26 protein-coding genes, 1 tRNA gene and 1 pseudogene (1 of these 28 running past the window's edge) are annotated in these 26,139 nt (G+C 62.6%); 21 read left to right on the top strand and 7 right to left on the bottom strand.

Annotation, left to right across the window (positions count from 1 at the left end; translation table 11 throughout):
• Positions 1-15: 15 nt before the first annotated feature.
• The gene (locus tag NL528_RS07465; RefSeq protein WP_309182056.1) at positions 16-954 is read left to right on the top strand and encodes a LysR family transcriptional regulator; all 939 of its coding nucleotides are present in this window, start codon (positions 16-18) and stop codon (positions 952-954) included.
• Here the strand turns inward: NL528_RS07465 and NL528_RS07460 are convergent.
• A complete protein-coding gene (locus NL528_RS07460; RefSeq protein WP_309182054.1) occupies positions 941-1,141 on the bottom strand; it encodes a hypothetical protein in 201 nt (66 codons plus the stop codon). The genes NL528_RS07465 and NL528_RS07460 overlap by 14 nt on opposite strands.
• 246 nt (positions 1,142-1,387) lie before the next feature.
• Positions 1,388-1,464, bottom strand: a tRNA-Met gene (locus tag NL528_RS07455).
• Between the two features lie 299 nt (positions 1,465-1,763).
• On the opposite strand from NL528_RS07455, the gene NL528_RS07450 reads away from it, so the two are divergent.
• From NL528_RS07450 to NL528_RS07440, 3 genes are all read left to right on the top strand, one after another.
• Complete coding sequence (locus NL528_RS07450; protein WP_309182052.1) at positions 1,764-3,197, top strand: aldehyde dehydrogenase family protein; 1,434 nt, start codon at positions 1,764-1,766, stop codon at positions 3,195-3,197.
• A 117-nt stretch (positions 3,198-3,314) separates the two neighbouring features.
• A complete protein-coding gene (locus NL528_RS07445; protein ID WP_309182050.1) occupies positions 3,315-4,922 on the top strand; it encodes a GMC family oxidoreductase N-terminal domain-containing protein in 1,608 nt (535 codons plus the stop codon).
• Positions 4,923-5,165: 243 nt separating this feature from the next.
• Positions 5,166-6,266: a transposase gene (locus tag NL528_RS07440; protein WP_309180912.1), complete on the top strand. Its 1,101-nt coding sequence runs from the start codon at positions 5,166-5,168 to the stop codon at positions 6,264-6,266.
• 536 nt (positions 6,267-6,802) lie between these two features.
• Here the strand turns inward: NL528_RS07440 and NL528_RS07435 are convergent.
• Positions 6,803-8,089 carry an IS256 family transposase gene (locus NL528_RS07435; RefSeq protein ID WP_309177801.1) on the bottom strand — a complete coding sequence of 429 codons (1,287 nt, stop codon included), beginning with the start codon at positions 8,087-8,089 and terminating at the stop codon, positions 6,803-6,805.
• Positions 8,090-8,409: 320 nt separating this feature from the next.
• Between NL528_RS07435 and NL528_RS07430 the strand changes: the two genes are divergently transcribed.
• The 11 genes and pseudogenes from NL528_RS07430 (at position 8,410) to NL528_RS07380 (ending at position 16,453) form a co-directional block, all read left to right on the top strand.
• Entirely contained in the window at positions 8,410-8,664 is a 255-nt protein-coding gene (locus NL528_RS07430; RefSeq protein ID WP_309182049.1) for a type II toxin-antitoxin system prevent-host-death family antitoxin, read from the top strand.
• A 9-nt stretch (positions 8,665-8,673) separates the two neighbouring features.
• The gene (locus NL528_RS07425) at positions 8,674-9,099 is read left to right on the top strand and encodes a hypothetical protein (RefSeq protein WP_309182047.1); all 426 of its coding nucleotides are present in this window, start codon (positions 8,674-8,676) and stop codon (positions 9,097-9,099) included.
• A 150-nt stretch (positions 9,100-9,249) separates the two neighbouring features.
• Entirely contained in the window at positions 9,250-9,546 is a 297-nt protein-coding gene (locus tag NL528_RS07420) for a nucleotidyltransferase family protein (protein WP_309182045.1), read from the top strand.
• Positions 9,536-10,006 (top strand): hypothetical protein, encoded by a 471-nt coding sequence (locus tag NL528_RS07415; protein WP_309182044.1) that lies wholly within the window; start codon positions 9,536-9,538, stop codon positions 10,004-10,006. The genes NL528_RS07420 and NL528_RS07415 overlap by 11 nt, the downstream gene beginning before the upstream one ends.
• Before the next feature lie 325 nt (positions 10,007-10,331).
• Entirely contained in the window at positions 10,332-10,847 is a 516-nt protein-coding gene (locus tag NL528_RS07410) for a CvpA family protein (protein WP_309182043.1), read from the top strand.
• A gap of 135 nt (positions 10,848-10,982) precedes the next feature.
• Positions 10,983-11,765 carry an SDR family oxidoreductase gene (locus NL528_RS07405; RefSeq protein ID WP_309182042.1) on the top strand — a complete coding sequence of 261 codons (783 nt, stop codon included), beginning with the start codon at positions 10,983-10,985 and terminating at the stop codon, positions 11,763-11,765.
• Complete coding sequence (locus tag NL528_RS07400; protein WP_309182041.1) at positions 11,762-12,751, top strand: NADPH:quinone reductase; 990 nt, start codon at positions 11,762-11,764, stop codon at positions 12,749-12,751. Before NL528_RS07405 ends, NL528_RS07400 begins: the two co-directional genes overlap by 4 nt.
• Positions 12,752-12,844: 93 nt before the next feature.
• Positions 12,845-13,693, top strand: a complete 849-nt coding sequence (locus NL528_RS07395; RefSeq protein ID WP_309182040.1) for an MBL fold metallo-hydrolase — start codon at positions 12,845-12,847, stop codon at positions 13,691-13,693.
• A 243-nt stretch (positions 13,694-13,936) separates the two neighbouring features.
• Complete coding sequence (locus NL528_RS07390) at positions 13,937-14,779, top strand: fumarylacetoacetate hydrolase family protein (RefSeq protein WP_309182039.1); 843 nt, start codon at positions 13,937-13,939, stop codon at positions 14,777-14,779.
• Positions 14,780-14,955: 176 nt separating this feature from the next.
• Positions 14,956-15,570: a glutathione S-transferase family protein gene (locus NL528_RS07385; RefSeq protein WP_309182038.1), complete on the top strand. Its 615-nt coding sequence runs from the start codon at positions 14,956-14,958 to the stop codon at positions 15,568-15,570.
• A 12-nt stretch (positions 15,571-15,582) separates the two neighbouring features.
• Positions 15,583-16,453 (top strand): annotated as a pseudogene (locus NL528_RS07380) (MBL fold metallo-hydrolase).
• 132 nt (positions 16,454-16,585) lie between these two features.
• Here the strand turns inward: NL528_RS07380 and NL528_RS07375 are convergent.
• A complete protein-coding gene (locus tag NL528_RS07375) occupies positions 16,586-17,128 on the bottom strand; it encodes a methylated-DNA--[protein]-cysteine S-methyltransferase (protein ID WP_309182037.1) in 543 nt (180 codons plus the stop codon).
• 188 nt (positions 17,129-17,316) lie between these two features.
• Between NL528_RS07375 and NL528_RS07370 the strand changes: the two genes are divergently transcribed.
• The 5 genes from NL528_RS07370 to NL528_RS07350 all read left to right on the top strand — a co-directional run bounded on the left by NL528_RS07370 (position 17,317) and on the right by NL528_RS07350 (position 22,371).
• Positions 17,317-18,129 (top strand): alpha/beta hydrolase, encoded by an 813-nt coding sequence (locus NL528_RS07370; RefSeq protein ID WP_309182036.1) that lies wholly within the window; start codon positions 17,317-17,319, stop codon positions 18,127-18,129.
• Positions 18,130-18,133: 4 nt separating this feature from the next.
• Positions 18,134-18,946 carry an alpha/beta hydrolase gene (locus NL528_RS07365; RefSeq protein WP_309182035.1) on the top strand — a complete coding sequence of 271 codons (813 nt, stop codon included), beginning with the start codon at positions 18,134-18,136 and terminating at the stop codon, positions 18,944-18,946.
• Positions 18,947-19,178: 232 nt separating this feature from the next.
• Positions 19,179-19,853: a GntR family transcriptional regulator gene (locus tag NL528_RS07360; RefSeq protein WP_309182034.1), complete on the top strand. Its 675-nt coding sequence runs from the start codon at positions 19,179-19,181 to the stop codon at positions 19,851-19,853.
• A gap of 115 nt (positions 19,854-19,968) precedes the next feature.
• A complete protein-coding gene (locus NL528_RS07355) occupies positions 19,969-20,769 on the top strand; it encodes a phytanoyl-CoA dioxygenase family protein (protein WP_309182033.1) in 801 nt (266 codons plus the stop codon).
• A 255-nt stretch (positions 20,770-21,024) separates the two neighbouring features.
• Positions 21,025-22,371: a Gfo/Idh/MocA family oxidoreductase gene (locus NL528_RS07350; protein WP_309182032.1), complete on the top strand. Its 1,347-nt coding sequence runs from the start codon at positions 21,025-21,027 to the stop codon at positions 22,369-22,371.
• 96 nt (positions 22,372-22,467) lie between these two features.
• Here NL528_RS07350 and NL528_RS07345 read toward each other — a convergent pair whose 3' ends face one another.
• Entirely contained in the window at positions 22,468-23,553 is a 1,086-nt protein-coding gene (locus NL528_RS07345) for an NAD-dependent epimerase/dehydratase family protein (protein WP_309182031.1), read from the bottom strand.
• A gap of 333 nt (positions 23,554-23,886) precedes the next feature.
• On the opposite strand from NL528_RS07345, the gene NL528_RS07340 reads away from it, so the two are divergent.
• Complete coding sequence (locus NL528_RS07340; RefSeq protein ID WP_309182030.1) at positions 23,887-24,975, top strand: twin-arginine translocation signal domain-containing protein; 1,089 nt, start codon at positions 23,887-23,889, stop codon at positions 24,973-24,975.
• 74 nt (positions 24,976-25,049) lie between these two features.
• Here NL528_RS07340 and NL528_RS07335 read toward each other — a convergent pair whose 3' ends face one another.
• Together NL528_RS07335 and NL528_RS07330 are read right to left on the bottom strand one after the other, a co-directional pair.
• Entirely contained in the window at positions 25,050-25,652 is a 603-nt protein-coding gene (locus NL528_RS07335; protein WP_309182029.1) for a hypothetical protein, read from the bottom strand.
• Between the two features lie 306 nt (positions 25,653-25,958).
• Positions 25,959-26,139, bottom strand: partial view of a hypothetical protein gene (locus tag NL528_RS07330; protein ID WP_309182028.1) — the 3' end only. The gene runs 236 nt beyond the window's last position; only the last 181 of its 417 coding nucleotides appear in the window; the start codon falls outside the window, past its right edge; it ends in the stop codon at positions 25,959-25,961.

The raw sequence follows: 26,139 nt of genomic DNA, 5'->3' as shown, positions 1-26,139 counted from the left end.
CCATAGAGAGAAGTTATGTCCCTAAATCTCCATCTGCTCCGCTTATTCGCGACCGTGGTCCAGACCGGGAGCTTCTCACGCGCGGCCGAAATCCTGAGCATCAGCCAGCCGGCGATATCCAAGGGGGTAAGGGACTTCGAGCTGCAGGTCGGCTGTCGCCTGCTGGACCGCACCCGGAAAGGCGTGCGGCCGACGCGGGAAGGACAGGCGCTTGCCCGGCACGCGGAAACCCTGTTCGCAGCCGAACGCGCCGCCGAAGACGAGCTTCGCTCGCTGCGCAGTCTCGACAGCGGATCGCTCCGCGTCGGCGCGAGCACCACGATCGCGACCTACATGATCCCCGAATATCTCGGCATCTTCCACCGGACCTATCCGGGTATCGATCTCCACATCGCTACCGCCAACACCCGCGACATCGCGGACCTCATGGCACGACACGAGATAGAGATCGCGCTGGTCGAAGGTCCGGTGGAAGACGACAGTCTGGTCAGCGAGCCCTGGCGGACCGACGTCATGAGCCTGATCGTCGGGCCACTGCACCGGTTTGCGTCATCGAAAGGCCCGGTCGACTGCGCCGAGCTCGAACAGGAAATTCTGATCGTGCGGGAGCCCGGCTCCGGTTCGCGTGAAGTCGTAACACAAGCGCTTGCTGCGCAACGGGTGGAGCCGCTGAGAACACTGGAGATCGGAAGCACCGAAGCGATCAAGCAGGCGGTCGCCGCCGGCGTCGGCGTATCGATCGTGTCGACGGTTGCCGTCTCCGATCAGGTCAGGCTCGGACGCCTCAAGGTGATACCGCTCAAGGATCTGCGCATCGAACGCATGCTGTGGCAGCTGAAGACCCCGGGCCGGCTCGACATTCCGGCGGCCACGGCCTTTGAGCGCATGATCCGTGAGCCCGTTGGCGAGCAGGCGGAACGCAAGCGCGCGCAGGTCAGGCTCAGGCGGGATTAATGAACGCGAAGATGCCGCCGCTGCCCGGTTCGAAGTAGATCGCGCGTGCAACGACGATGGTAAAAACCAGCAACCAGAACGCGGATGCGCCGAGCCACATCAAGCGCTTCGAAGCCCGCCCGCGCGAACCTGCCGTGTCAGCAAGCGCGTTCGACATCGTGACTGGATCAAATTCAGGCTTGCTCACAATCGCTTCCACTGATCGCAATGACTGGGGTAGATGTCGCGAATTTCGGCCGGGAAGCAATGGAAGCAAAATGCCTTTTGATGCGCCGGGCTGGAAACTTGTTCTCGATCCCAATGCCGGACGACGGTTTCCTTCTCGATGCCTGAATTCGACATCGGAGACGCGACGGTCCAGCTGCGGCGGTCAACGCAAGCATCAAAACGAAACCCCAGTAATCCATTAAGATTACTGGGGTTTTCATCAACTTGGTTGCGGGGATAGGATTTGAACCTATGACCTTCAGGTTATGAGCCTGACGAGCTACCGGGCTGCTCCACCCCGCGTTAAACCGTTACGCGCCTTGTTCCGAAAAACCGGTGCCGAAACGACCCCGGCGAACGCCAGATGGCGCCGATCGATCCCGTTCGGAGGCTTCCTGAGAAGGCGACCCGGGCCGAAGCCATCGGGTGCCAGCGCTATGTATCAACGTGGCTCTGGTTTGGAAAGGCCCAAAGACCGGTTTTTGAGCTTTTTGTGACGTCCAAACCGGTGGTTTTGCGCCCGAAATCGATGAGTGGAACCGCACTTGCCAGAAACACCGCAAAAGCGGAGCTTTGCGCCAAGAGACGACCGGGAGAGCGTCATGGACCAGCCACTGAAAAGCCCGGGGCGGCACGCCCTGGAGGAGGCCTTTCATCGTCAGTTCGAGCTGTCGCGCAGCGAGCCCGCACCGGCGCTTGCGCTCAGGCTCGACCGGCTGAAGCGGCTGCGGGCGGTGATCTCGGAGAATGAGGCGCGGTTCGAAGCGGCGATCTCGGCGGATTTCGGCCATCGCAGCCCGATCGAGACCGCGATCGCCGAGGCCATGCTGGTGCTCGGCGAAATCAAGCACGCCGCCAAACACCTCAAAAAATGGATGGCGCCGCAGCGCATCGCCACCACGCTGCAATTTGCGCCCGCCAAGAACCGCCTGATCCCGCAGCCGCTCGGCGTGGTCGGCATCATCGCGCCCTGGAATTATCCGCTGCAGCTGACACTGGCGCCGGCGGTGGCCGCCCTTGCCGCCGGCAACCGCGTGATGATCAAGCCGAGCGAGCTGGTGCCGCGATTCTCCGCGCTGCTCCAGGAGGTGATCGCGCAAAAGTTCGACGCCATTGAAATGATCGTGACCGGGATCGACGACGAGATCGCAAAAGCCTTTGCCGCGTTGCCGTTCGACCATCTTGTCTTCACGGGCTCGACCCGCGTCGGCCGTCTGGTGGCGGAAGCCGCGGGACGCAATCTGACGCCGGTCACGCTCGAGCTCGGCGGCAAATCGCCCGCGATCGTCGACCGCTCCGCCGATCTCAACGAGGCAGCCGAGCGCATCGCCTACGGAAAGCTGCTCAACGCCGGCCAGACCTGCATCGCGCCTGATTACGCGCTGGTGCCGGAAGCATCCATGCTGGATTTCGTCGTCCGGCTCGAGGGCCACATGCTGCGGATGTTCGGCACCGATCCCCACAACAAGGATTACACCTCGATCGTCTCGGACCGGCACTATGCGCGGCTCGAGGCCCTGGTGGCGGACGCCGCGGCCAAGGGCGCCAGCATCCTGCAGGCGGCAAAACCCGGCGATCCCGCCTGGAAATCGAAGCGTAAGTTTCCACCGACGATCATTGTCGGCGCGACATCCGGGATGACCATGATGCAGGAGGAGATTTTCGGGCCGCTGCTGCCCGTGCTCGGCTACAAAAATGCGGACGAGCCGATCGCCTTTATCAACGGACGCGATCGCCCGCTGGCGCTGTACTGGTTCGGCAAGGACGATGCCGCGCGCGACGAAGTGCTGGCGCGCACCGTCTCCGGCGGCGTCACCGTCAACGATTGCCTGTTTCACTTTGCGCAGATCAATCAGCCGATGGGCGGGGTCGGTGCGTCCGGCTCCGGCGCCTATCACGGCGAATGGGGTTTTCGGACGTTGACCAAGCTGAAGCCGGTATTCTATCGCTCGCCCTTCAACCGGCTCGCCGATCTCTATCCGCCCTATGGCGCGAAGATCGCGCGGCTGCAAAAATTGCTGAGGTTCTTGTCGTAGGGATGAGGCTGTCATTCCGGGATGGTGCGTTAGCATCAGACCCGGAATCTCGAGATTCCGGGTCTGGTCCTGCGGACCATCCCGGAATGACGAACGAAAAAACTGGGGGAAACACGCGTGACGGATACATTTGATTTCGTGGTCGTGGGCGGCGGCTCCGGCGGCTGCGCGGTGGCGGGACGGCTTTCCGAGGACGCCGGGACGTCGGTGGCGGTGCTGGATGCCGGCGGCAAGAACGACAATTGGGTGGTCACGACGCCCTTCGCGCTGGCCTTGATGGTCCCGAGCAAACTCAACAACTGGGCGTTCGACACCGTGCCGCAGAAAGGCCTCAACGGGCGCATCGGCTATCAGCCGCGCGGCAAGGGTCTCGGCGGCTCGTCCGCGATCAATGCGATGGTCTATATCCGCGGCCACCGCTCCGATTACGATCAATGGGCCTCGCTCGGCAATCCCGGCTGGTCGTTTTCCGACGTGCTGCCCTACTTCAAGCGCGCGGAAGACAATGCCGATTTCGGCGGCGAGTATCACGGCAAGGGCGGCCCGCTGGCCGTCAATAAATTGCGCTCCGACAATCCGGTCCAGCAGACTTTTCTGCAGGCCGCAGAGGAGGCGCAGTTTCGCCTTCGGGAAGATTTCAACGCCGATGAGCACGAAGGGCTCGGCGTCTACCAGGTGACCCAGAGGAACGGCGAGCGCTGGAGTGCGGCGCGCGCCTACATTCATCCGCATATGGGATTGCGCGCCAATCTGCGCGTCGAAACCCAGGCGCAGGCGACCCGGATCCTGTTCGAGGGCAAACGCGCCGTCGGCGTCGAATACCGGCAGGGCAAGGCGTTGAAGCAGATCCGCGCGCGGCGCGAGGTGATCCTTTCCTCCGGCGCGTTCCAGACGCCGCAATTGTTGATGCTGTCGGGTGTCGGCGACAGCACCGCACTCGGCAAGCACGGCATCGCAAGCGCGCATCATCTGCCCGGCGTCGGACAGAATTTGCAGGATCACGTGGACTTCGTGTTCGGCTACATGTCGGACGATCCGAATTTCAACGGCATCTCGTTCAAGGGCCTGCCGCGGCTGTTGCGGGCGATCGGCCAGTACCGGCGCGAACGCCGCGGACCGATGACCTCGAACTTCGCCGAATGCGGCGGCTTCCTGAAGACCCGACCCGACCTCGACATCCCCGACATCCAGTTGCATTTCGGCATGGCGCTGGCCGACGATCACGGCCGCAAGCGCCACATGGGCACCGGTTTCACCTGCCACGTCTGCCTGTTGCGGCCGAAGAGCCGCGGCAACGTCGCGCTCGGCAGCGCCGATCCGCTGGCGGCTCCGGTGATCGATCCGAATTTCTTCGGCGATTCGTCCGATCTGGAAACGATGGTCGCGGGCTACAAGACGACGCGGCGACTCCTGGAAACGCCGGCGCTGCGGGCCCTGCAGAAAAAGGACATGTTCACCGAAGGCGTGCGCACCGACGACGACATCCGCGCCGTGCTGCGCGCCCGCGCCGACACCGTCTATCACCCGGTCGGCACCTGCAAGATGGGCGTCAACGACCCCCTCGCCGTGGTCGATCCGAAACTGAAAGTCCACGGCCTCGAAGGCCTGCGCGTGGTCGACGCCTCCGTGATGCCGACCCTGATCGGCGGCAACACCAACGCACCGACCATCATGATCGGCGAGAAGGCCGCGGACATGATCAAGGCGGAGCTGCGGGCGAATTGATTTCTTGCGCGAACGATCAATCCTCGCCGTCATTGCGAGGAGCAAAGCGACGAAGCAATCCACTCTTTCTTTGCGTGTCAGCATGGATTGCTTCGCGGAGTTTATCATCGGGCGCGCATTCGCGCGACCCGGTGGCTCGCAATGACGTGGATAGGCCGCCGCACAGCGATCGTCGTCCCGGCGAAGGCCCATAGGCGTTAAAATAGTCTTGCGGCGCGGAATCGTCTGTGATTCCAAAGTGTCATGAGACACGAATCGCTTGTAAACGAAGACTGGAAGAATGTTGTCGCCCGGCTTGGCGGGGTGGAAACGCTCAAGGTGACGGCGCGCGAGACGAAAGCGTTTTTGCGTCCGCGAGAGATCACCAACGCGGTGGATTTGCTGCGCGTGATCCTGGCCTATTGTCTGGGCGAGCGGGGGTTGCGGTCGACTGCGGCCTGGGCGACATCGGTGGGCCTTGTCGATATTTCGAGCGTGGCGCTGCTGTATCGCTTGCGTCAGTGCGGAGACTGGCTCGCGTTGCTGGTGGGTCAGATGCTTGCGGCCGCCGCCCCGCAAGCGAGCCGCGGTCGGATCATCCGCATCGTTGATGCCACTACAGTGCCGAAGAACGGAGCTGACGCCAGAAAGAAGAACGAGTTGTGGCGGATTCACAGCGCCTTCGATCTTCCGCAGGAGCGCTTTGGCCACTTCGAACTGACCGATCAGCAGGCGGGCGAGACGCTCGACCGGATACCGGTGGTGGCGGGCGAGATTCGCCTTGGCGACCGTGCCTATTTGCAACCGGATCGCATGGCGAGCGTGATCGAAGCCGGCGGAGATTTCGTGATCCGGGCTGGTTGGAAGAGCGCGTGCTGGCTCGATGGTAAAGGCAATGTGCTCGATCTCGTCGCCGAGTTGCGCAAGGCGGCGGCCCGTGGGCTGATCGATCGGCCGATTTGGATAAAACGCAAAAGCGGCGAGCCTCTCGCCTTGCGTCTGGTCGCGGTCAAGAAGCCGGCGCATGCTGCTGCCGAGGCGCGACGCAAGGCGCGTCGGGCCGCCCAGCGCGGAGGCCATCAGATATCCAAGCAAACGCTCGACGCGGCAGATTGGGTGATCCTGGTGACCTCACTGAAGCCGACAGAGTTCGCGACCGCGGATGTTCTCGCACTCTATCGCCTGCGATGGCGGATTGAACTCGGCTTCAAACGGCTAAAGAGCCTGATCGGTCTCAAGGGACCACCAGGAATCGACGAACGCTCCGCCAGACCTCATGTGCTGGCTCATCTATTGACTATTCTACTGCTCGAGCCGCTCATCGACGAACTTGAGGACTCTCCCCGCTTGGTCGAAGCCGCCTGACACCGCCTGGTGCCTGGCGTCTGCTCCAGCATCTCATCGCCTCGCTACTCCAAGCGGTGATTCCACAGCCCACGATCGACCGCCTGCGCCGAGCAAAATCGGTCCTCCAACGCCATCTCCGCGAGCCGCCAAGAAAACGTCAGTATCAAACAATGTTCCCACTATCTTAACGCATATGGGCGAAGGCCGGGACCCATCAACCACCGATGTGGCTCGTGAAACGAACTGGAGCTCCATCCTGACATAATCTGAGCATCGGCGATGGGTCCCGGATCGCTTATCCGGACGACAAAAATTATCTCGCGGCGCGATGCGTCAAGCGCTCCCCAAAATCATCCCCCGTCTCGCAGGCTGGCGCTTCTCGGCTCGCTCAAGCGCCAACAGCGGATCGGGTTCGTATCGCGACAGACAAGCCGCGGCATCCGCGCCAGTTACAGCGACAGTGCACTTAATCCGTTTGGCAGCGTAGCAAGATTATGAAGGAATTGCCCCGTGCTCTGTTGAACTTTATGAAGCGGTCGTTGCCGTGAATGACGTTAAGCGGCCTTCGCAGTTTGGACAAGAGCGCGATTGTTGGTCTCCTTTTCGTAGTGAGCGGCCAGCGCGACCCGCAGGGCAGGAAGTTGCTTGTAGGCTTTGAGCCTACGAAAGCCTTTCTTTGCTTCGTTCATGGCCGCAGCGGTCCAGCGCAAAGCCATCGAGGACGAACTCCAGCGCTTCACATTGCGGGTGACGCGACGCACGGTCCCCATCATATTTTCGATGATGTTGGTGCAGGCCAGCGAGCGCCGCAATTCCGCCGGAAGACCGAGCCTGCTCACTGTGAGGATTTCATCCAATCCCTCGAGGAGGCTTTTTGAGACGCCAGGCGCGTCGCGCTCGAGGCGCTGGGCGAGATTGCGGATCAGCTTCTCCGCCTTCGCCGCATCGTTGAGTTCCCAAGCTTGGCGCAACGCACGCCGGACCGATGCATGCAGAGCGGGAGATAGACGCTCCATGATGTTCCGGGCCTTGTGGATCTGGCAGCGCTGGATTGGCGTGTGGCTCCCGAAGCTATGCCGGATCGCCTTGGCGAGCGCCTTCGAGCCGTCGATGATAAACAAGCGCGGCACCGCTGGATCGAGGCCCCGCTCGATCAGGTCGTCGATCAATGCCTGCACCACAGCACTGTGCTCAGTTGCCCCCTCCATCAGTCCAAGCGGGTGCTTGAAGCCCTCGCTATCGATCCCGAGCGCAGCCACCAGCACGAGATGCTCACTGATGTGGATGCCGTCGATCTGCACCACCATGATGTCGAGGCCGGACAGATCCGCACCCATCCATTCCTTCATGCGCGCAGCCGACAACGCCACGAAGTGCCGCGAAGCTGCCGACTTCGATACTCCGGCCCCCGCTGGCGCGGGAACATCGCCCTCGGGAAGCCGCACCGCTCGGCGGAATTTCCGCGTCGATACGTTGATCAGCATCAGGTTCATCGCCCACTTGCCAAGCCAGTCCTCCGCGACCGCACGCTCCCAACTCGGCAGTGCCAGTTCATGGCCCTCGACGTCGCGCACGCGGGGCCGCTCAACCGCCACCTTACCGGCGTGGAAGCCGATCTTGCCCTGGGTTCGGCCCCAGCGATAACCGCGCCGGCCATCGCTGCGGGCATGGCGAGCCCCGCAAGCCTGCTCGGCGTCCTGTTCCATCATGGTTCCGAGCGCCTCGATCCCGGCCGTCAGACAGAATCGATCAAAGCTGACCGAAACCGCGTCCCAAGCTTTGTCCACAGCCCCCATTCCTGTCGGAGGCAAAGCGGTTAATGGTGTGATAGCTTTCATCATGGCGTTGCTTTCCTTTCGTGGAATCAGCACCCCGAGCCTACCGGCTCAAGGCGAGCAACGCCGCTCCTCCTATTTCAACATTCCCCGGGGCAATTCCGATTATGAACGCACGTGAGGTCAGAGCTAGCCGGTCAAATTAAGTGCATGGCAATTCCTGCCGTAATTCCTGTGGTCGCCAGATAGCTCGAAAGGAACTTGATCGGCGCGGCAGGCCGGCGAAGGAGCCGGGAAAATCTCGGCAATCCAAGGGAGGAATTGACTCAATTACGTATTATACGTATAACGCGAACTTGATCAACTGCTCTGGGAGATACCCCATCATGGTCCAGACGACCGCCTTGGAGTTCCAGCGCAAATTCGGAGAATTTCAACACCAGGCCCAGCGCGAGCCGGTGGAAATTACGCGTCACGGCCGGCGGGAGTTCGTGCTGATGTCGGCTGAGCATTATGACTGGCTAACGGCGGCTGCCAAGCGCACCACCCGAACGGTCGATGCGCACGAGGTGGTGATCGACGCTGTTGAACGGGCCGAGATGGACCCTGAACATACCGCGCTTGACGAACTGCTCAAGTGAGCAGGTGAAGTGGCCTTTCCCGAGCCCAAGCCGGGCTTCGTCGTCCGCTATGATTATCTTTGGACCCATGAAGCGGCCGCAGGGGGTGATCAGGGAAAGGACCGTCCGGCATGTCTTGTCGCGGCAAGCGACAGCCAGACCAAGCCACGTTTTGTAGTCCTGTTGCCGATCACCCATACGCCACCCGATGGGGATACGATCGGAATTGAGATTCCGGCGAAGGTCAAACAGGCAATCGGTCTCGACGATGCGCGGAGCTGGGTCATCGTATCCGAGCACAACATCGACGAATGGCCGAACGCCGGCCTTTCACCGCTTCCCGGGAAGCCGGGCGTATTTGGTTATGGCTTCATTCCACCCGGCCTGTTCACCCAGATCAAAGCCAGGTTCCTCGAACTCGCTCGACAGAACAAGAGCGGCGCGGTGCGCCGCTGATTGCGAACGGATTCAAGGGAAGTCTCCATGTGAAGGATGGGTGGAGTGCAGCAACCAAGAGTTGCTGCCGAAGCCGATTAAGTGCACTGTCGCCGTAATCCCTAGACCCCTACGCTGGAATCCGACGCCCTACTTTGATAGGATGACGCCATGCGCCGAGACGATGTCATCGCCAGACTGAAGGACGCCGAGCCCGCCTTGCGGGCGCGCGGCATCCGCCGCGCGGCCGTGTTCGGCTCTGTCGCGCGCGGCGACGACCGCCCGGACAGCGACATCGATATCCTGGTGGAATTCGAGCCCGGCGCCGAAGGGACGATCTACGAATATGTCCGCCTGAAAGAATTTGTCGCCAGCCTGTTCGACGGCCCGGTCGACGTGATCGACCGGGACGCGCTCAAGCCCCATCTGCGCGCGCCTGCCGCGCGCGATACGTTGTATGTCTTCTGAAAAAGAAGAGCGGCGCAGTGCGCCGCTGATTGCGGAGTCTTCGATGCGGCGGACTATTTCACGCGCGCTCGTCAATCCACCATTTGCGGCCGTTGACGGACACTTCCACGTAGCCGTCGCCGTTTTCGTCACTGGCAGCCATCTCGACCTTGGTGCCGACGGACAAGCCTATGGGGCAGCTCTTGTTGGCTTTCGCACCCTGCCTGGTCAGCGATGCCCGGGTGTACGCATATGCCCCGCCCAACTTGTGCAGGCGAAGGCTTCGCGGGTAATGACCCCTTGTCTTGCAATCGTCGCGCCCATCGACGCGGCGAGCGCGAGCGCGACAAATGTGGTCTTAATGGCTGTCGTTTGCATGATGCATAGAACCATCGAAGCGCGCGAAATGCCAGCCGTCGTTGCTCTCATGATCGGCGAGAAAGCCGCCGACATGATCAGGGCCGAGTTGCGGGCGAATTGATTTGCCACTTCACGCCAATTCCGCCGTCATTGCGAGGAGCGAAGCGACGAAGCAATCCATTCTTTTGTGGGCTGGCAAGATGGATTGATTCGCTTCGCTCGCAATGACGTGGATAGACTGCGCCGCCGAGATTGGATTCGGCGCCGACCCGGCGTTGCGGAATCCCCGGTAATGAGGATGGTTTCTTTACTGACGTCGAATAGGTCAGACATGACGAAGTCCTTCGCAACAAAGCGGGCTCATTGATACCTACGATTTTAGCGATCGCAAACCCGATTCATTGACCAAGCACCGAGGCGCCGGCAACAGGCGGAGACTCTGATCCATGAACAGTTTCGATGTTGTCGTCTATGTCGGATTGCTCATTGCCGTGGTCACCGGCTTCAACACCGGCCTGCTGCGCAGCGCGATCACGATCCTCGCCTATCTGTTCGCGATGCCGATCGCGGTGTGGGCAACGTCGGCCCTCGCTCCGCAGATCGACGGCAAGCTCGGCTCGCCGCTGACACAGAATTCGCTGCTGTTCTTCGGAACTTTTCTGATCGCCGGCATGGTGCTCGGAAAATGCGCGCGCATGGCGCTCGATGATACGATCGGGTCGGAAGCCGGCATCGGCGACCGGCTTGGCGGCGCGGCGCTTGGCGCGGCGCGGGTCGGCCTGGTCGCGATTACGCTGGTGCTGATCTTCGACCAGCTCGTTCCGGTCGATCGCCAGCCGACATTTTTGACCGGCTCGCAGCTGAGGCCGCTGTTTTCAGCCGCCGGGCAAATGGGATTCCGGTCCCTGCCGCCCGACGTCGCCGCCACCGTCGATCGCCTGAAGCGCGAACAGCGGATCTAGCCCGGGCGGCCGGCGCGATAGCCGCTTGCTGATATGCATTTTGACCGGACCCGCTCCCTTATCAGAGCCGGGAATGTTGGCTACAGTGATACGGTCGAACTTCAAAAAATCACCTGACATAACGGGAGTGAAACTGTGGATCTTGGGATCAAAGGCCGTCGCGCCATCGTTTGCGCATCGAGCAAGGGCCTGGGGCGCGCCTGCGCGATGGCGCTGGCCAATGAGGGCGTGCATGTCACCTTGACGGCGCGCGGCGCCGAGGTGCTGAAAAAGACCGCCGATGAAATCCGGAAAGCGCATCCCGGCGTCACCGTGACCGAAGTCGCCGGCGACATCACCACGCCGGCAGGACGCGAGGCCGCGCTGAAGGCCTGTCCGGACCCGGACATTCTGATCAACAATGCCGGCGGCCCGCCGCCCGGCGATTTCCGCAACTGGACCCGCGACGACTGGATCAAGGCGATCGATGCCAACATGCTGACCCCGATCGAGCTGATCAAGGCGACCGTCGACGGCATGATGGCGCGCAAATTCGGCCGCATCGTCAATATCACCTCGGCCGCGGTAAAGGCGCCGATCGAGATATTGGGCCTGTCCAACGGCGCCCGCGCCGGCCTCACCGGCTTTGTCGCCGGCATCGCGCGCAAGACCGTGATCAACAACGTCACCATCAACGGCCTGCTGCCGGGCCCGTTCAATACCGATCGGCTGCGCGGCACCGCCAAGGGCGACGCCGACAAGCGCGGCCTCACCGTGGACCAGATTTTGGCGGAGCGCGCCAAGCTGAACCCCGCCGGGCGTTTTGGTGATCCGGAAGAATTCGGTGAGGCCTGCGCATTCCTGTGCAGCGCCAAGTCGGGCTTCATCACCGGGCAAAACATCCTGCTCGACGGCGGCGCGTTCCCGGGCACGCTGTGAAGGCTGTCTGGTACGAGCGAACCGGTGCTGCGCCGACGGTGCTGACCGTCGGTGAGATGGAGACGCCGGCCGCGGGTCCGGGCGAAGTCCGCGTCCGGCTGGCGGCCTCCGGCGTCAACCCGGCCGATGTCGGCCGCCGCGGCGGCAGCTATCGCGCGTTGGAATTTCCGCGCGTGATCCCCAACAGCGACGGCGCCGGCATCATCGATCAGATCGGCGATGGCGTCACGCGGTTTGCCGTCGGCGACCGGGTCTGGCTGTTCAACGGCCAGCGCAACGGCCGCGCCTTCGGCACCGCGGCGGAATATATCGCGCTGGCCGATTATCTGGTGACGCCGTTGCCCGAGGATGTTTCCTTTGCCGCCGGTGCAACGCTCGGCATTCCCTGCATGACCGCGTGGTGCAGCCTGTTCTGCGACGGGCCGATCACCGGACAAACCGTGCTGGTCACCGGCGGCGCCGGTGCGGTCGGCCATTATGCGGTGCAGCTCGCGAAATGGGGCGGCGCCACCGTGATCGCGACCGTCAGCTCGCAGCCCAAGGACATGGAGGCACGGCTGGCCGGCGCCGATCTCGTCATCAATTACCGGACCGAGGATGTCGTCTCAAAAGTGATGGCGTTCACCGACAAGCGCGGCGTCGACCGCGTGGTCGATGTCGATTTCGGCGGCAACATCGCGACCACGCTGAAGATCATGGCGCTCAATTCGACCATTGCGGTCTACGCCACCAACGGCAATCGCACGCCGACTATCCCGATGCGCGACCTGATGGAAAAATGCATCGCGCTGCGCACGCTGGTGCTGTTCGCACTGCCGCCGCCGCTGCTGGCCGCAGCCCAGCAAGACATTTCGAGATGGCTGGCCGCGGGAACGCGCGTCCACAACATCGCCGCACAGTTTGCGCTTTCGGAAACCGCGCAGGCCCATCTCGCCGTGGAAAAGGGCGATAAGTTGGGCACGGTGATTGTCGACTGCGCGCGCTAGAGCATGATCCGGAAAAGTGGGTACCGGTTTTCCGAAAAAGATTATGCTCAAACAAAAAAATCGCGATCAATTTGCTCGGAAGGAAAGTGCCGGATGCACTGGAATGTAGGCAAGGTCAGGATCACGAAAATCGTCGAACTGGAGACGGTCGGCAGCACGCGATTCATCCTGCCGCTCGCGACCAACGAGGAAATCCAAAAACTGCCCTGGCTGATTCCGCATTTCGCCAATGACGAGGGCCGCCTGAAAATGTCGATCCACTCGCTCGTGGTGGAGACGCCACAGCGCCGGATCGTGGTCGACACCGGACTCGGCAACGACAAGCAGGGCCGCAATGTGCCGACCTGGAATAACCGGAACGATCCCTTCCTCGACACCCTGACCAAGGCGGGTTTTCCGCCCGATAGCATCGACACCGTGCTGTGCACGCATCTGCATGTCGACCACGTCGGCTGGAACACCACGCTCGTCGGCGGCAAATGGGTGCCGACATTTTCGAATGCGCGATACGTCTTCGGCAGGACCGAATACGAATACTGGCGCGACCACAGCATCGAGCCGGACAAGATTGCCGTGTTCGCGGATTCCGTGAAGCCGATCGCCGACGCCGGCAAGGCCGATCTCGTCGCCAGCGACCACAAGCTTGCGGATGAAATCACCTTGATCCCGACGCCCGGCCACAGCCCCGGCCATATGAGCGTCCACATCCAATCGGACGGCGAGGCTGGCCTGCTCACCGGCGACGTCGCCCATCATCCCTGCCAGATGGCCCATCTCGACTGGTCGTCGACCGCGGATTCCGACCCCAAACAGTCGGCCGTGACGCGGCGCGACCTGTTCTCGCGCTTTGCCGATACGCCAACCCTGGTGATCGGCGGGCACTTCAACGCCGGCCATATCCGGCGGGAGGGGGACGCCTTCAAGTTTATCGCGCTGGGATGACGGTGTCCCTCATGGTGTGGAGCGCGTCTTCGCGCGTCTCCGGACGATGCTTGGCATCGCCGGGCAAACCATGCTGCCCATCCTTCGAGACGCGGCCTGCGGCCGCTCCTCAGGATGAGGGTAGCTGCAATGCAGCGCGCAGTCTGCCATTGAATTTCCCGCCGCGCTGTTCCATGAAGCATCCCGGTAAGAGCCCAAGAAACCCTAAGAAATCCTCAAAAAACCCGTAGGGAGTGATCAAAAATGAAGCTTGTTCGGTATGGCGCGAAGGGTGCGGAAAAGCCCGGCCTGATCGATAAATCCGGCCAATTGCGCGATCTTTCCGCGCATGTGAAAGACCTCGACGGCGAGGCCTATTCACCCGCCTCGCTGGCCAAGCTCGCCGGGCTCGATCCGTCAAAACTCCCCGCCGTCGACGGCAAGCCGCGCTTTGGCGCGCCGGTCACCGGCATCTCGAAATTCGTCGCCATCGGCCTGAACTATGTCGACCATGCCAAGGAGACCGGCAACCCGATTCCGCCGGAGCCGATCTTCTTCCTGAAGGCCAACACCGCGCTCTCCGGCCCGAACGACGCGGTGGAGAAGCCGCGCGGCTCGACCAAGCTCGACTGGGAAGTCGAGATCGCCGCGATCATCGGCACCCGCGCCAAATATGTCAGCGAGGCCGATGCGCTCAACCACGTCGCCGGCTACTGCATCTGCAACGACGTCTCCGAGCGCAATTTCCAGATCGAGCGCGGCGGCCAATGGACCAAGGGCAAGTCGCACGACACCTTCGGCCCGGTCGGCCCGTGGCTGGCGACCAAGGACGAAATCCCCGACGTGCAGAAGCTGTCGATGTGGCTCGACGTCAACGGCCAGCGCCGCCAGACCGGCTCGACCTCGACCATGATCTTCACCATGGCGAAGTGCATTTCCTACGTCTCGCAGTTCATGACGCTACTGCCCGGCGACATCATCACGACCGGCACGCCTCCGGGCGTCGGCACCGGCATGAAGCCGCCGCAGTTCCTCAACGCCGGCGACGTCGTCACGCTCGGCATCGAAGGCCTCGGCGAGCAGCGGCAGGAAATCGTCGCGGCGTGAGACTCCTGGCGTCAAGGTTCGGCGCCAGCCGCGTCATTGCGAGCGAAGCGAAGCAATCCATCTCGCCACAAGGCAAGTATGGATTGCTTCGTCCGCGGAGTTTACCATCGGGCGCGCATTCGCGCGACCCGTTGGCTCCTCGCAATGACGGTTGAACTTCATTTCGAGGACATTCCATGAAACTCACCTTCTCCCCCGCCTCGCCCTTCGCCCGAAAGGTTCGCATTGCCGCGATCGAAACCGGGCTGATCGACAGAATCGAATTCGTTCCATCAGCGGTGGTGCCAGGCCAGGCCAACGAGGAATATTCGCGCATCACGCCGCTGAAGAAGCTGCCGGTCCTCATCCTCGACAATGGCGACGTCATTCTCGATTCCTACGTCATAACAGAATATCTCGACGAACTCGCCGGCGGCGGCAAGCTGATCCCGGCCTCCGGCCCGACCCGCTGGCAGGTGAAGACCGATCATTCGCTGCTGCAGGGCATGCTCGATTCCATGCTGCTGTGCCGCTACGAAAAGATGGTGCGGCCGCAGGGACTGCAATGGCAGGCCTGGTCCGACGATCACTGGAACCGGGCCTGGACCGGCATGGCGCGGTTCGAGAACAAGCCGGACGTGCTGTCCCGGCCGCTCGACATCGTGCAGATCGGTCTCGTTTGCGTGCTCGGCTATGCCGATTTCCGCTTTGCCGATTGCGGCTGGCGCAAGGCCTATCCGAAGCTCGATGCGTTCCACCAGAAAATGCTGGAGCGGCCGTCGGTGAAAATCTCGGTGCCGCCGGCGGCGTAAGCGGGAGAACCCATGAGCCTCAAATTCAGCGTCGGCGATCTCACCATCCATCGCATCATCGAGCAGGAAACCACTTTCCTGCCGGCGCTGGAGATGCTGCCCGGCCTGACGCCGGAGCTGTTGGCCGAGAACCGGCCGTGGATGCAGAAGGCCGGCGCGCTCGACGCCAGCGACGTGCTGATCCTGTGCTTCCAGTCCTACGTGGTGAAGACGCCGCACCACACCATTCTGGTCGACAGCTGCATCGGCAACGACAAGCCGCGGCCGGCTCGCCCGAAATGGAACATGAAGACCGACGACACCTACGCGCGCGCTGGCGGCGGCGGGATTTTCGGTTGGCGATATCGACTACGTGATGTGCACGCATCTGCATGTCGATCATGTCGGTTGGAACACGCGGCTGGAGAACGGCCGCTGGGTGCCGACATTTCCGAACGCGCGCTATGTGTTCGGCAAGACCGAGTTCGACTACTGGACCGAGCAGAATGCGAAAGCGCCGGTGCCGCCGTTTGGAGACAGCGTGCTGCCGATCGTCGAAGCCAGCAAGGCCGAGATCGTACGCAACGATTATCAGATCGGCGATCACGCGCGCATCCTGCCGACACCGGGCCATACGCCCGGCCATGTCGCCTTCACCTTCGGCCGAGCCAAGGACGACGCCGTGTTCGCCGGCGATCTGATGCATTCGCCGCTGCAGACGCGTTACCCCGAGATATCGGCGAAGTTCGATGTCGATCAGGCGCAGGCCGCGACGACGCGGCGCAGTTTTCTGGAACGCTATTGCGACACCGACACACTGTGCTGCACCGCGCATTTCCCCTCGCCTTCGACGGGGAAAATACGGCGGCTGGGGAACGGATTTTCCTGCGAAGCGGTGCCGTAAGAACCGTAGAGTGGGCAAAGCCAACGGGTCGCGCGAATGCGCGCCCGATGACAGGCTCCGCGTGCCCACCTTCTCGATCGCGACTTTGTCCGGGATGGTGGGCACGGCGCGAAGTGCGCCTTTGCCCAAACCTCAATCAAACAAACTCGGCGTGTGGTTCACCACGGCGCCTTCGATTGCCAGCATCTTCAGCTTGGTGACCACGCCGCCGTTGGCGGAGAAGCCGCCGGGCTTGCCGCCGGCCGCCAGCACGCGGTGACAGGGCACCACGATCGGGCACGGGTTGCGCCCAAGCGCCTGGCCGACATCGCGCGACAGTTCGACGCCGCCGAGTTTCCTGGCGATATCGCCATAGGTCATGGTCTTGCCCGGCGGAATTTTTCGCGCAATGTCGTAGACGCCGCGGTTGAATTCGGGAACGCCGTCGAGGTCGAGCACGACTTCCGCAAGATCGTTCGGCTTGCCCGCGAGCAGCTCGAGAATCCCGTCGATCGCGCCTTGCACTTCCGCCGTCGGCGGGGCTTCCGTGACATCGGCATTGCGCTGAAGAATGCGCTTGCGGGTCTTGTCCTCGCTGCCCATCGGCAGTTGCACGCCGGTGATGCCGCGCGCGCCCCACACGATGCCGCAAGGTCCGATCGCGGTGTCGAAGATCGCAAAATGCTGGCCGGTCATGGCTGGCTCCAAATCCTGTAATCCCTGTTGTGAGCTTGCTGTCTCGCTGCAATATGGGCTTGGAAATTGTTGCTATCCACCCGAATCCTGAGGGAACTTGACGGCACAAACAAGTTCCGATGATCTGGGGTCCTCGCAGCGTCATTCAATGGCGACAAGCCCCACTCGCCTCACCCCACGAGCCCCCGATGCAAACGCTTCACGTCAACGGATACGACATGGCCTATCTCGAGGTCGGCGAGGGGCCGCCGCTGGTGTGCGTGCATGGCTCGCTGTGCGATTTCCGAATCTGGTCGGCGGTGCTGGGACCGCTATCGAAACAGCATCGCGTGATCGCGGTCAGCTTGAGGCACTTCTTTCCCGAGCAATGGGACGGCCTCGGTGACACCTATTCGATCGCCCAACATGTCGACGACGTCATCGCCTTCATCGAGAAGCTGGACACAAGGCCGGTCGATCTGATGGGCCATTCCCGCGGCGGGCACATCGCGTTTCGCGTCGCGCAGCGCCGGCCTGATTTATTGCGAAAACTGATCCTGGCCGAACCCGGCGGCGAGCTCGACGCCACGCTCGATCCGTCCTTCAGGCCCGGCCCCTCGCCGCTGGCGGCACGGATCGCCGCTTCCGCCGAGGTCATCGCCAAGGGCGATATCGACGGCGGCTTGCAGATCTTTATGGACGCGCTGGAAGGCCCCGGCGCCTGGAAGCGGCTGCCGGCGACGCCAAAGCAATTGCTGCGTGACAACGCCACCACCCTGATCGGCCAGACCCGCGACAAGCGCCCGCCGTTTTCCAAAACCGATACGGAGGCGATCAAGACGCCGACGCTGTTCATCGGCGGCGCCAACACCAAGGGCGCACTGCCGCAGGTGCTGCATACGCTGGCGGCGCATGTGAAGGGCGCGCGAACCGAGATGATCCCGGGCACCACGCATCCGATGTTCGAACAGGCGCCGCAGAAATATTGCGAGATCGTGCTCGATTTCCTGGCCGGGGCTTGAACCGATGCAAACGCTGCACGTCAACGGTTACGACATGGCCTATCTCGAAGTCGGAAAGGGCCCGCCGCTGGTCTGTGTGCACGGCACGCTCGGCGATTTCCGCACCTGGTATGCGGTCCTGGGGCCGTTGTCGAAAAACCATCGCGTGATCTCGGTCAGCCTGCGTCACTTCTTTCCCGAGCACTGGGACGGCGCCGGCAGCGATTATCTGATGTCGCAGCATGTTGCCGATGTCATCGCGTTCATCGAGCAGATCGCGCCCAAACCGGTCGACCTGATGGGCCATTCGCGCGGCGGCCACATCGCCTTCCGCGTCGCGCAAGCGCGGCCTGATCTGCTGCGACGAGTCGTGCTGGCCGAACCCGGCGGCGACCTCGACGCGTCGCTCGCCCCCGCGACCCCCGCTTCAGGGGCGCCCTCGCTCGCGGTTCGGGTCGCGGCCTCGGTCAAGAAGGTCGCTTCCGGCGATATTGAAGGCGCGTTGATGAACTTCGTTGACGCGATCGACGGCGACGGCGCGTGGGCCCGCCTGCCCACTGCCGCCAAGCAACAGCTGCGCGACAATATCTTCACGCTGCTCGGCCAGGTCGGCGAGAAACGCAGGCCGTTCGCCAAGAGCGAGGCGGAATCGATCACGACGCCGATGCTGTTGATCGGCGGTGGCGACACTGAAGGCACGCTGTCCCTGATATGGCGCGTGCTGGCCGAACATATTCCGGGCGCAAAGACCGCGGTCATCCCCGGCGCCCGCCACTGGATGTTCGAACAGGCGCCGCAGGAGTTTTCGAAGGCCGTGCTGGCGTTTCTGGCGGGCTGAATTCGCTCTCATTGATTTGGTTAGCTCGCCCCGCTTGCGGGGCGAGGGAGGATCGGGCAGTGGCGATTTCGCACTGCGACGTTGAGCCGGTTCCAGACATTGATGTCGGCGATGGCGAGGATCAAAGCTGCGAGTTCCTGCTCATCAAAATTCGGCTCTCCCCCTTGACCCAGCCATCTCGGATCAGCTATTTAGTGAATACGGAATTCCGTATTCTATATTGGGCACCGGCATGATCCCGTTAGACCCGCTCCCCAATTTGATCGACCAGGTCTATGCGCGAATCCTGGAGGCGATCATCGATCGTACGCTGCCGCCGGGGCAGCGCATCCGGCAGAACGAGCTGGCCGAGAAACTCGGGGTGTCGCGTCAGCCGGTTTCCCATGCACTGCATCTGCTGCACCGGCAGGGCCTCGTTGCCGAAAGCGGCCGGCGCGGCTTTGAGGTCACCCAGCTCGATCCGCAGCGCATCCGGCAGCTCTACGAGGTGCGCGGCGCGATCGATGCGCTCGCGGCGCGATTGGCCGCCGGGCGGATCAAGACCGATGCCTCCGGCCGCGCGCGGCTGGAAGCGGCGCTGCAAGCCGGACGCGCCATCGACAAGACGACACCACTGGCGAAGCTGATCGCGCTCGACGTCGATTTTCACAGCGCGATCCATCGGCTGTCCGGTAATCCCGCGATCGAGGAGATGATCGCGCCGCAATGGCCGCATATGCGCCGCTCGATGGCGACGGTGCTGGCCGAACTCGATTATCGCGAGAGCGCCTGGGCCGAGCACGAGGCGATTGTGGCGCAGATCGTTGCGGGCAACGCCAAAGCGGCCGAAGCCGCAGCGCTGGCACATGCGCAGACCGCAGGACGACTGACGGAAGAGAGACTGAGGGCCACCGACGAGGCGGCCTGAATGAAACGCCGTCATTCCGGGATGGTGCGCCAGCACCAGACCCGGAATCTCGAGATTCCGGGTTCGCGCTTTGCGCGCCCCGGAATGACAAAAAATGAACAACAGGAGGAAAGCCATGAAACTGACCCAGCAGCAGATCGACACTTTTAACCGCGAAGGCTGGCTGTTTCTGCCCGAGCTGTTCAGCCAGGAGGAGGTCGATTATCTCGCGCGCGAGGCCGTCGGCATCTATGACGCCGATCGCCCCGAGGTGTGGCGCGAAAAGAGCGGTGCGCCGCGCACCGCCTTTGCAGCCCATCTCTACAACGAGGCGTTCGGCGCGCTCGGCGCGCATCCGCGCATGATCGATCCGGTGGAGCAGATCTTTGGCGAGAAGGTCTACATGCACCAGTACAAGATCAACGCCAAATCCGCCTTCACCGGCGACGTCTGGCAATGGCATCAGGATTACGGCACCTGGAAGCGCGACGACGGCATGCCGGAGCCGCGCGCGATGAACATCGCGATCTTCCTTGACGAGGTGATGCCGATCAACGGCCCCTTGATGCTGGTGCCGAAGAGCCAGCACGCCGGCGACTTGCAGGCCGCGCATGATCTGGAAACCACATCCTATCCGCTATGGACCCTGGATGAGGCGACGGTGACCAAGCTCGTAAAGGAAGGCGGCATCGTCGCACCCACCGGCAAGGCCGGCGGCATGCTGATGTTCCACGGCAATCTGGTGCATGGCTCGGCCGGCAACATCACGCCCTATCCGCGCAAGATCGTCTATCTGACGCTGAATGCGGTCTCGAACTACATCCGCACCCCGACGCGGCCGGAATACATCGCCCATCGGGATTTCACGCCGATCCAGACCGTGGCTGACGACGCGCTGCTGCGGTTGGCGCGTGCGCATCGCCAGGCGGCGGAGTAATGTCGTCGTTCCGGGGCGACGCGTAGCGTCGAGCTTTGATGTGCAATTGCACATCAGAGAATCCATACTCACGATGGTGGTTATGGATTCCGGGCCTGCGCCCTTCGGCGCATCCCGGAATGACGAGTCCTGATAGTTCACACTTGCCCTTAGGTCCCGGCTCTGCGGAGCCATAGTGCGTCGAAGACGCGCGTAAACGCGCTGATGTCACGCTGCACCGCGTCCGGGACACCCAATTGCATCGGATCATTCCCCATGAACCTTTCCCACCTCCTCAACGCCCGCAGAGCATCCGGCAAACCGGTCCGCGTTGCCCTGATCGGGGCCGGCAAATTCGGCTCGATGTTTCTGTCGCAGGTGCCGCATACGCCGGGGCTCGAGGTGCCTGTCATCATCGACCTCGACCGTGACCGCGCCCGCGAGGCGTGCCGCACGGTCGGCTGGGACGAGGCGCGGATCGCCGCCACCGCCTTCACCGACGACGGCGCGCGCGCGATCGCGGGCGGCGCGATGGATGTGGTGGTCGAAGCCACCGGCAATCCCGCGGTCGGCATCCGGCATGCACGGGCGGCGATTGCGGCGGGCAAGCATGTCGTGATGGTCAATGTCGAGGCCGACGTGCTGGCGGGGCCACTGCTGGCGGAGGAAGCGCGTAAAGCGGGGGTGGTCTATTCGCTGGCCTATGGCGATCAGCCGGCGCTGACCGCGGAGATGGTGGACTGGGCGCGCGCGACGGGCTTTCGCGTCGTCGCCGCCGGAAAAGGAACAAAGTATCTGCCGGCCTATCACGACGTGACGCCGGAAGGCGTCTGGGGCCATTACGGGCTCACAGCAGGCGAAGCGCAATCGGCCGGCATGAACCCGCAGATGTTCAACTCGTTTCTCGATGGCACCAAATCCGCGATCGAAATGGCGGCGATCGCCAACGCTTGCCTGCTCGACGTCCCGACCGACGGCTTGCTGTTTCCGCCCTGCGGCGTCGACGATCTGCCGCATGTGATGCGGCCGCGCGACAAAGGCGGCGTGCTGGAAAAATCCGGCGTGGTCGAGGTGGTGTCGTCGCTGGAGCGCGACGGCCGGCCGGTGTTCCGCGACCTGCGCTGGGGCGTCTATGTCGTGCTGGAGGCGCCGAACGATTATGCCGCCGATTGCTTCAGGCAATACGGCCTGAAAACCGACGCGTCGGGGCGATATGCCGCGATGTACAAGCCGTATCATCTGATCGGACTGGAGCTGAACATCTCGATTTTGTCGGCAGCATTGCGCAACGAGCCGACCGGCCAGCCGCATGGTTTTCGTGGCGACGTCGCGGCGGTCGCCAAACGCGACCTGCGTGCCGGCGAAATGCTCGACGGCGAAGGCGGCTACACGGTGTGGGGCAGACTGATGCCGGCGGCCGCCAGCCTTGCCGCCGGCGCGCTGCCGATCGGGCTGGCGCATCGCGTCAAGCTGAAGAACGATGTCGCCCATGGCGCCGTGGTGCGCTGGAGCGATGTCGAGGTCGACGCCAACAACTACACCATCAAGACCCGCAAGGCGATGGAAGCGGCGTTCGGCGGCGCCGATAGCGTTTTCGAGCGAAGTGGACGCCGGTTCGCATAGCAATCAAGCTTGCGCAGATTGCGTAGACTTATCTGCGGTAGAAAACGCGTCAGAACAAAAATTTAGAGTCCGGTTCTGATTTTTCAGAACCGGACTCTAAGGCAGCAACCGCAGCGTCCGTGCCTGCCTGAACCATTTCTGGAACATCGCTTCGGTATCCATCATTTCGGTGAAGCCGGCCTGATTGATTTTCACCGTGGAGACGATCGAGGGCGGGCCCGATTGGGTCTGGCCATGACGCATGCTATAGTCGGCATATTGAAACGACAGGCCGACGAACGTCTCAAGATCCGGTGAGATCAGATTGTGCTGGCGCCGCAGCTGATCCCACGGCGCGATCCATGCGGGATATTGCTGCGCCAGAGACAGCGGCACGGCATCGCCCGGCTTCATCTCCAGCGCATCGGCAATGGCCGGCCAGACATTCTCCCAGGTGAAGACGTCGCCATTGGTGACGTTGAAGGCCTGGTTGCGCGCAGCGTCGGCTTCCCCGGACCAGGCGATCGCGCGCGCCAGCAGATCGACGTCGACCGCCTGCGACACCCGCGCGGCGCCGCCGGGATAATCGAGCGCCCTGCCCTGCTCGCGCAGCATCGCGGCATAGACGCCGAGCGGCGGGATCAGGTCCATGGCGCCGCCCATCGCGAGGCCTATGATCAGGACCGGGCGCAGAATGCTCCAGTGCCAGGCCTTGCCCCGCTGCAATTCGCGCAGAAAATTCTCTTGCGCCCAGTAGAAGTTCGGCTGCTCGTACATTTCCGAGCGGCCTTCGCGCGCCGGCACAATGAGCGGGCGGACGTGAACGCCGTAGGCCTTGGTGCCCTGCAGCAGCGCGATGTGCCTGAGCTGCGGCGCGGCCGGCTCGAGCGCGGCCATCAGGTTGCGCAGCATCAGGTCGTTGGTGCGTATCTGGTTCGGATCGCGCCAGCCGTCGATCAGGTTCGGCGCTTCGTACAGCGCGGCATAGATCAGATGCGTCGTGCCCTGCAATTCCGCCGCGGCGCCAGCGCATTGCGCGGATTTGGTGAGGTCGATCGGCACATGGCGCGCGCCATGGAGCTCGCGCGGCTTGCGCCGCGACAGCGCGACGACTTCGCATCCGCCCAATGCACCGAAGTGCCGCAAGGCGGCATTTCCCACCAGCCCCGTCGCGCCCGCGATCACGACTTTCTTGCCCGCCATTTCCAACTCCGCTGCGATGACCTGCTCTAACTAGCAAATGGCGGTCGACGCCGCAGCGTGCCGTCTTAGACTTTCGTCAGACGGACCAGGCCCGGCGCCCCTCTTCGCAACTGCGGTGGAAGCACAACGCTTGATTATCGGCCGTCGATTGTTCATCCTGCCCGCGGAACCGCAAATCTCTGATTTGATTGCGTCCAAAACCAAGAGCCTTTGAAGGCCCACGAGCCTTTGAAGGCGGGGCTTCATCAACAACTTAACGTCGTCCGTCGGCGAACAAAAAACGGCATCAAGATCGTTGTCCCTCGTCGAGGTATCGGCACACAGGGGAAGCGCATGAAACGTCGTGATTTCTTGAAGGTGGGGGGCGTCGGTCTCGCCGCGAGTGCAGTTGCTGCACCCGCGATCGCGCAATCGATGCCGGAAGTGAAGTGGCGGCTGGCCGCGAGCTGGCCGAAGGCGCTCGATACGCTCTACGGCGGCTGCGAATTCTTTTGCAGGCGAGTTGCCGAGATCACTGACAACAAATTCCAGATCCAGTCGTTCGCCGCCGGTGAAATCGTGCCGGGCTTGCAGGTGCTTGACGCCGTCTCCAACGGCACCGTCGAGATGGGCAACACCGCGCTCTATTACTATTGGGGCAAGAACCCCGCGTTTACGTTCGGCACGGCGCTGCCGTTCGGCCTCAACACGCGCCAGCATATTTCGTGGCTGGTATGGGGCGGCGGCACCGATATGCTCAACGATCTTCTGAAGGAATATAACTGCCTGGGTATTCCGACCGGCTCTACGGGCGCGCAGATGGGCGGCTGGTTCCGGAAGGAAATCAAATCCATGGAGGATTTCAAAGGTCTCAAATTCCGTGTCGGCGGGTTCGCCGGAAACATCATCGCCAAGGTCGGCGGCGTACCGCAGCAGATTGCGGGGGGCGATATCTATCCGGCGCTCGAGAAGGGAACCATCGATGCGGCGGAATGGGTCGGTCCCTATGACGACGAGAAACTCGGCTTCGTCAAGGTCGCGAAGTTCTACTATTATCCCGGCTGGTGGGAGGGCACCGGCCAGGGCCACAATTTGATCAACCTGGCCAAGTGGAACGCGCTGCCCAAGCACTACCAGGCGGTGGTTCAGGCGGCCTCGGAAGACACCTATACCTGGGTCACCGGGAAGTATGACTATGTCAACCCGCCGGCGCTGAAGCGATTGCTGGTCGCAGGCGCGCAGCTGCGGCCATTCCCGCAGGAAGTGCTGGAGACCTGCTATAGCGCCGCGAACGAGATCTATGCCGATCTCTCGAAGAGCAACCCGCACTTCAACAAGCTGTACGCGAGCCTGTCAGCCTACCGCAATGAGTCGCTGGCATGGATGCAGGTCGCCGAGCTGAGCTACGACAGCTTCATGATGCGGATGCGTACCCGCACCTGATCGGACGACCGGGCTGGAAATGTAGAAAGCCCCGGAGAATTCCCCGGGGCTTTTTGCAATAGATTCGATCGGGTCTACTGCTCGCTGTCGCCGCCGAACGCCTCGGCGAGCTTGTCGTAATACTTCGTCACGAGATCGATATTGCCCTTGTTCTCGATCGCCGGCGCCGGGTACTTCAGCGCCTCGTTGAGGTCGGCCAGCGCCTCCTTCTTGTCCTTGGCCGACATTTTCTTGTCGGCCTGGACCTGGGCGATCTGCGCCTTGATGACGGCGTCGCTGCCGACATATTTCTTGGTCGAGGGATCGAAGCCGCCAAGCACCAGGCTGATGTTGTCGACCACGTTGGTGTATTCGTCATAGCTGGCGAAACCGCTCTTCTTGGCGATGCCTTCGAGTTGTGCGGTGATCTTCGCATCCGGCTTGGCGTTCTCCGGAATCTTCTCGGTGATCGGATCCATCTCCTTGGTCGCCGCGAGCGCGGCCTCGACCTGCTTGTCGGTCAATGCAATCTGCTTGATCTGAGGCGCTTGCGCCGGCGCCGCCTGCGCGGGCGCCATCTGGTTCGCGGGCGCCTGCTTGGCCTGTGCCAGCGCGCTGTTGTGGGATAGTGCGGTCAGAGCGACCGCAAGGCCGGCAACGCTCAAGGCAACGCAGACAGGGCGGACGATCTCACGCATGGGGTTCTCCTCGGGTCAGGGGCGGATGCAGATTTCTTGGCTGAAGGGGTACGGAAATTGAAATGAACAGCGAATGAACTTTTGGGGAATGGTGACGGCCGATCATGGCCGAAAAATCACGAAATGTTCGGCGTTAAGTGGCCGCCCTCGTGCAAATCGCAAGAGCGCCGCCTCCCGTCGTGGCGACGGCGCCAGCGGGCGCATCGGCCAACGATTGCGCGAATAAAAATGCCGCCTGCCCGGAGGGAGGCGGCGAAATGCGCAGTCATGTCGAAAGCCGTACTCGGCAGCGGCCAAGGGGCCGCGTCAGCGCTGCAACCTCGGAACGCCGGCGACGGCCTGCCAGAGCTCATCGGCCTCGTTCATTCCGGTCATGATTTGCGGGCACCGCACGCAGGCGGCGCGGCCCTCCTGCCGGAACCAGCGGCAGTCGGGCCGAATGTTGCAGGCCGGAAGGTGATCGACCACTTCGGGAAGCATTCGCGCA

Origin of the sequence: Bradyrhizobium sp. Ash2021, assembly GCF_031202265.1 — a bacterium.
Taxonomy (GTDB): Bacteria; Pseudomonadota; Alphaproteobacteria; order Rhizobiales; family Xanthobacteraceae; genus Bradyrhizobium.
This window is presented reverse-complemented; position numbering and strand designations above follow the sequence as displayed.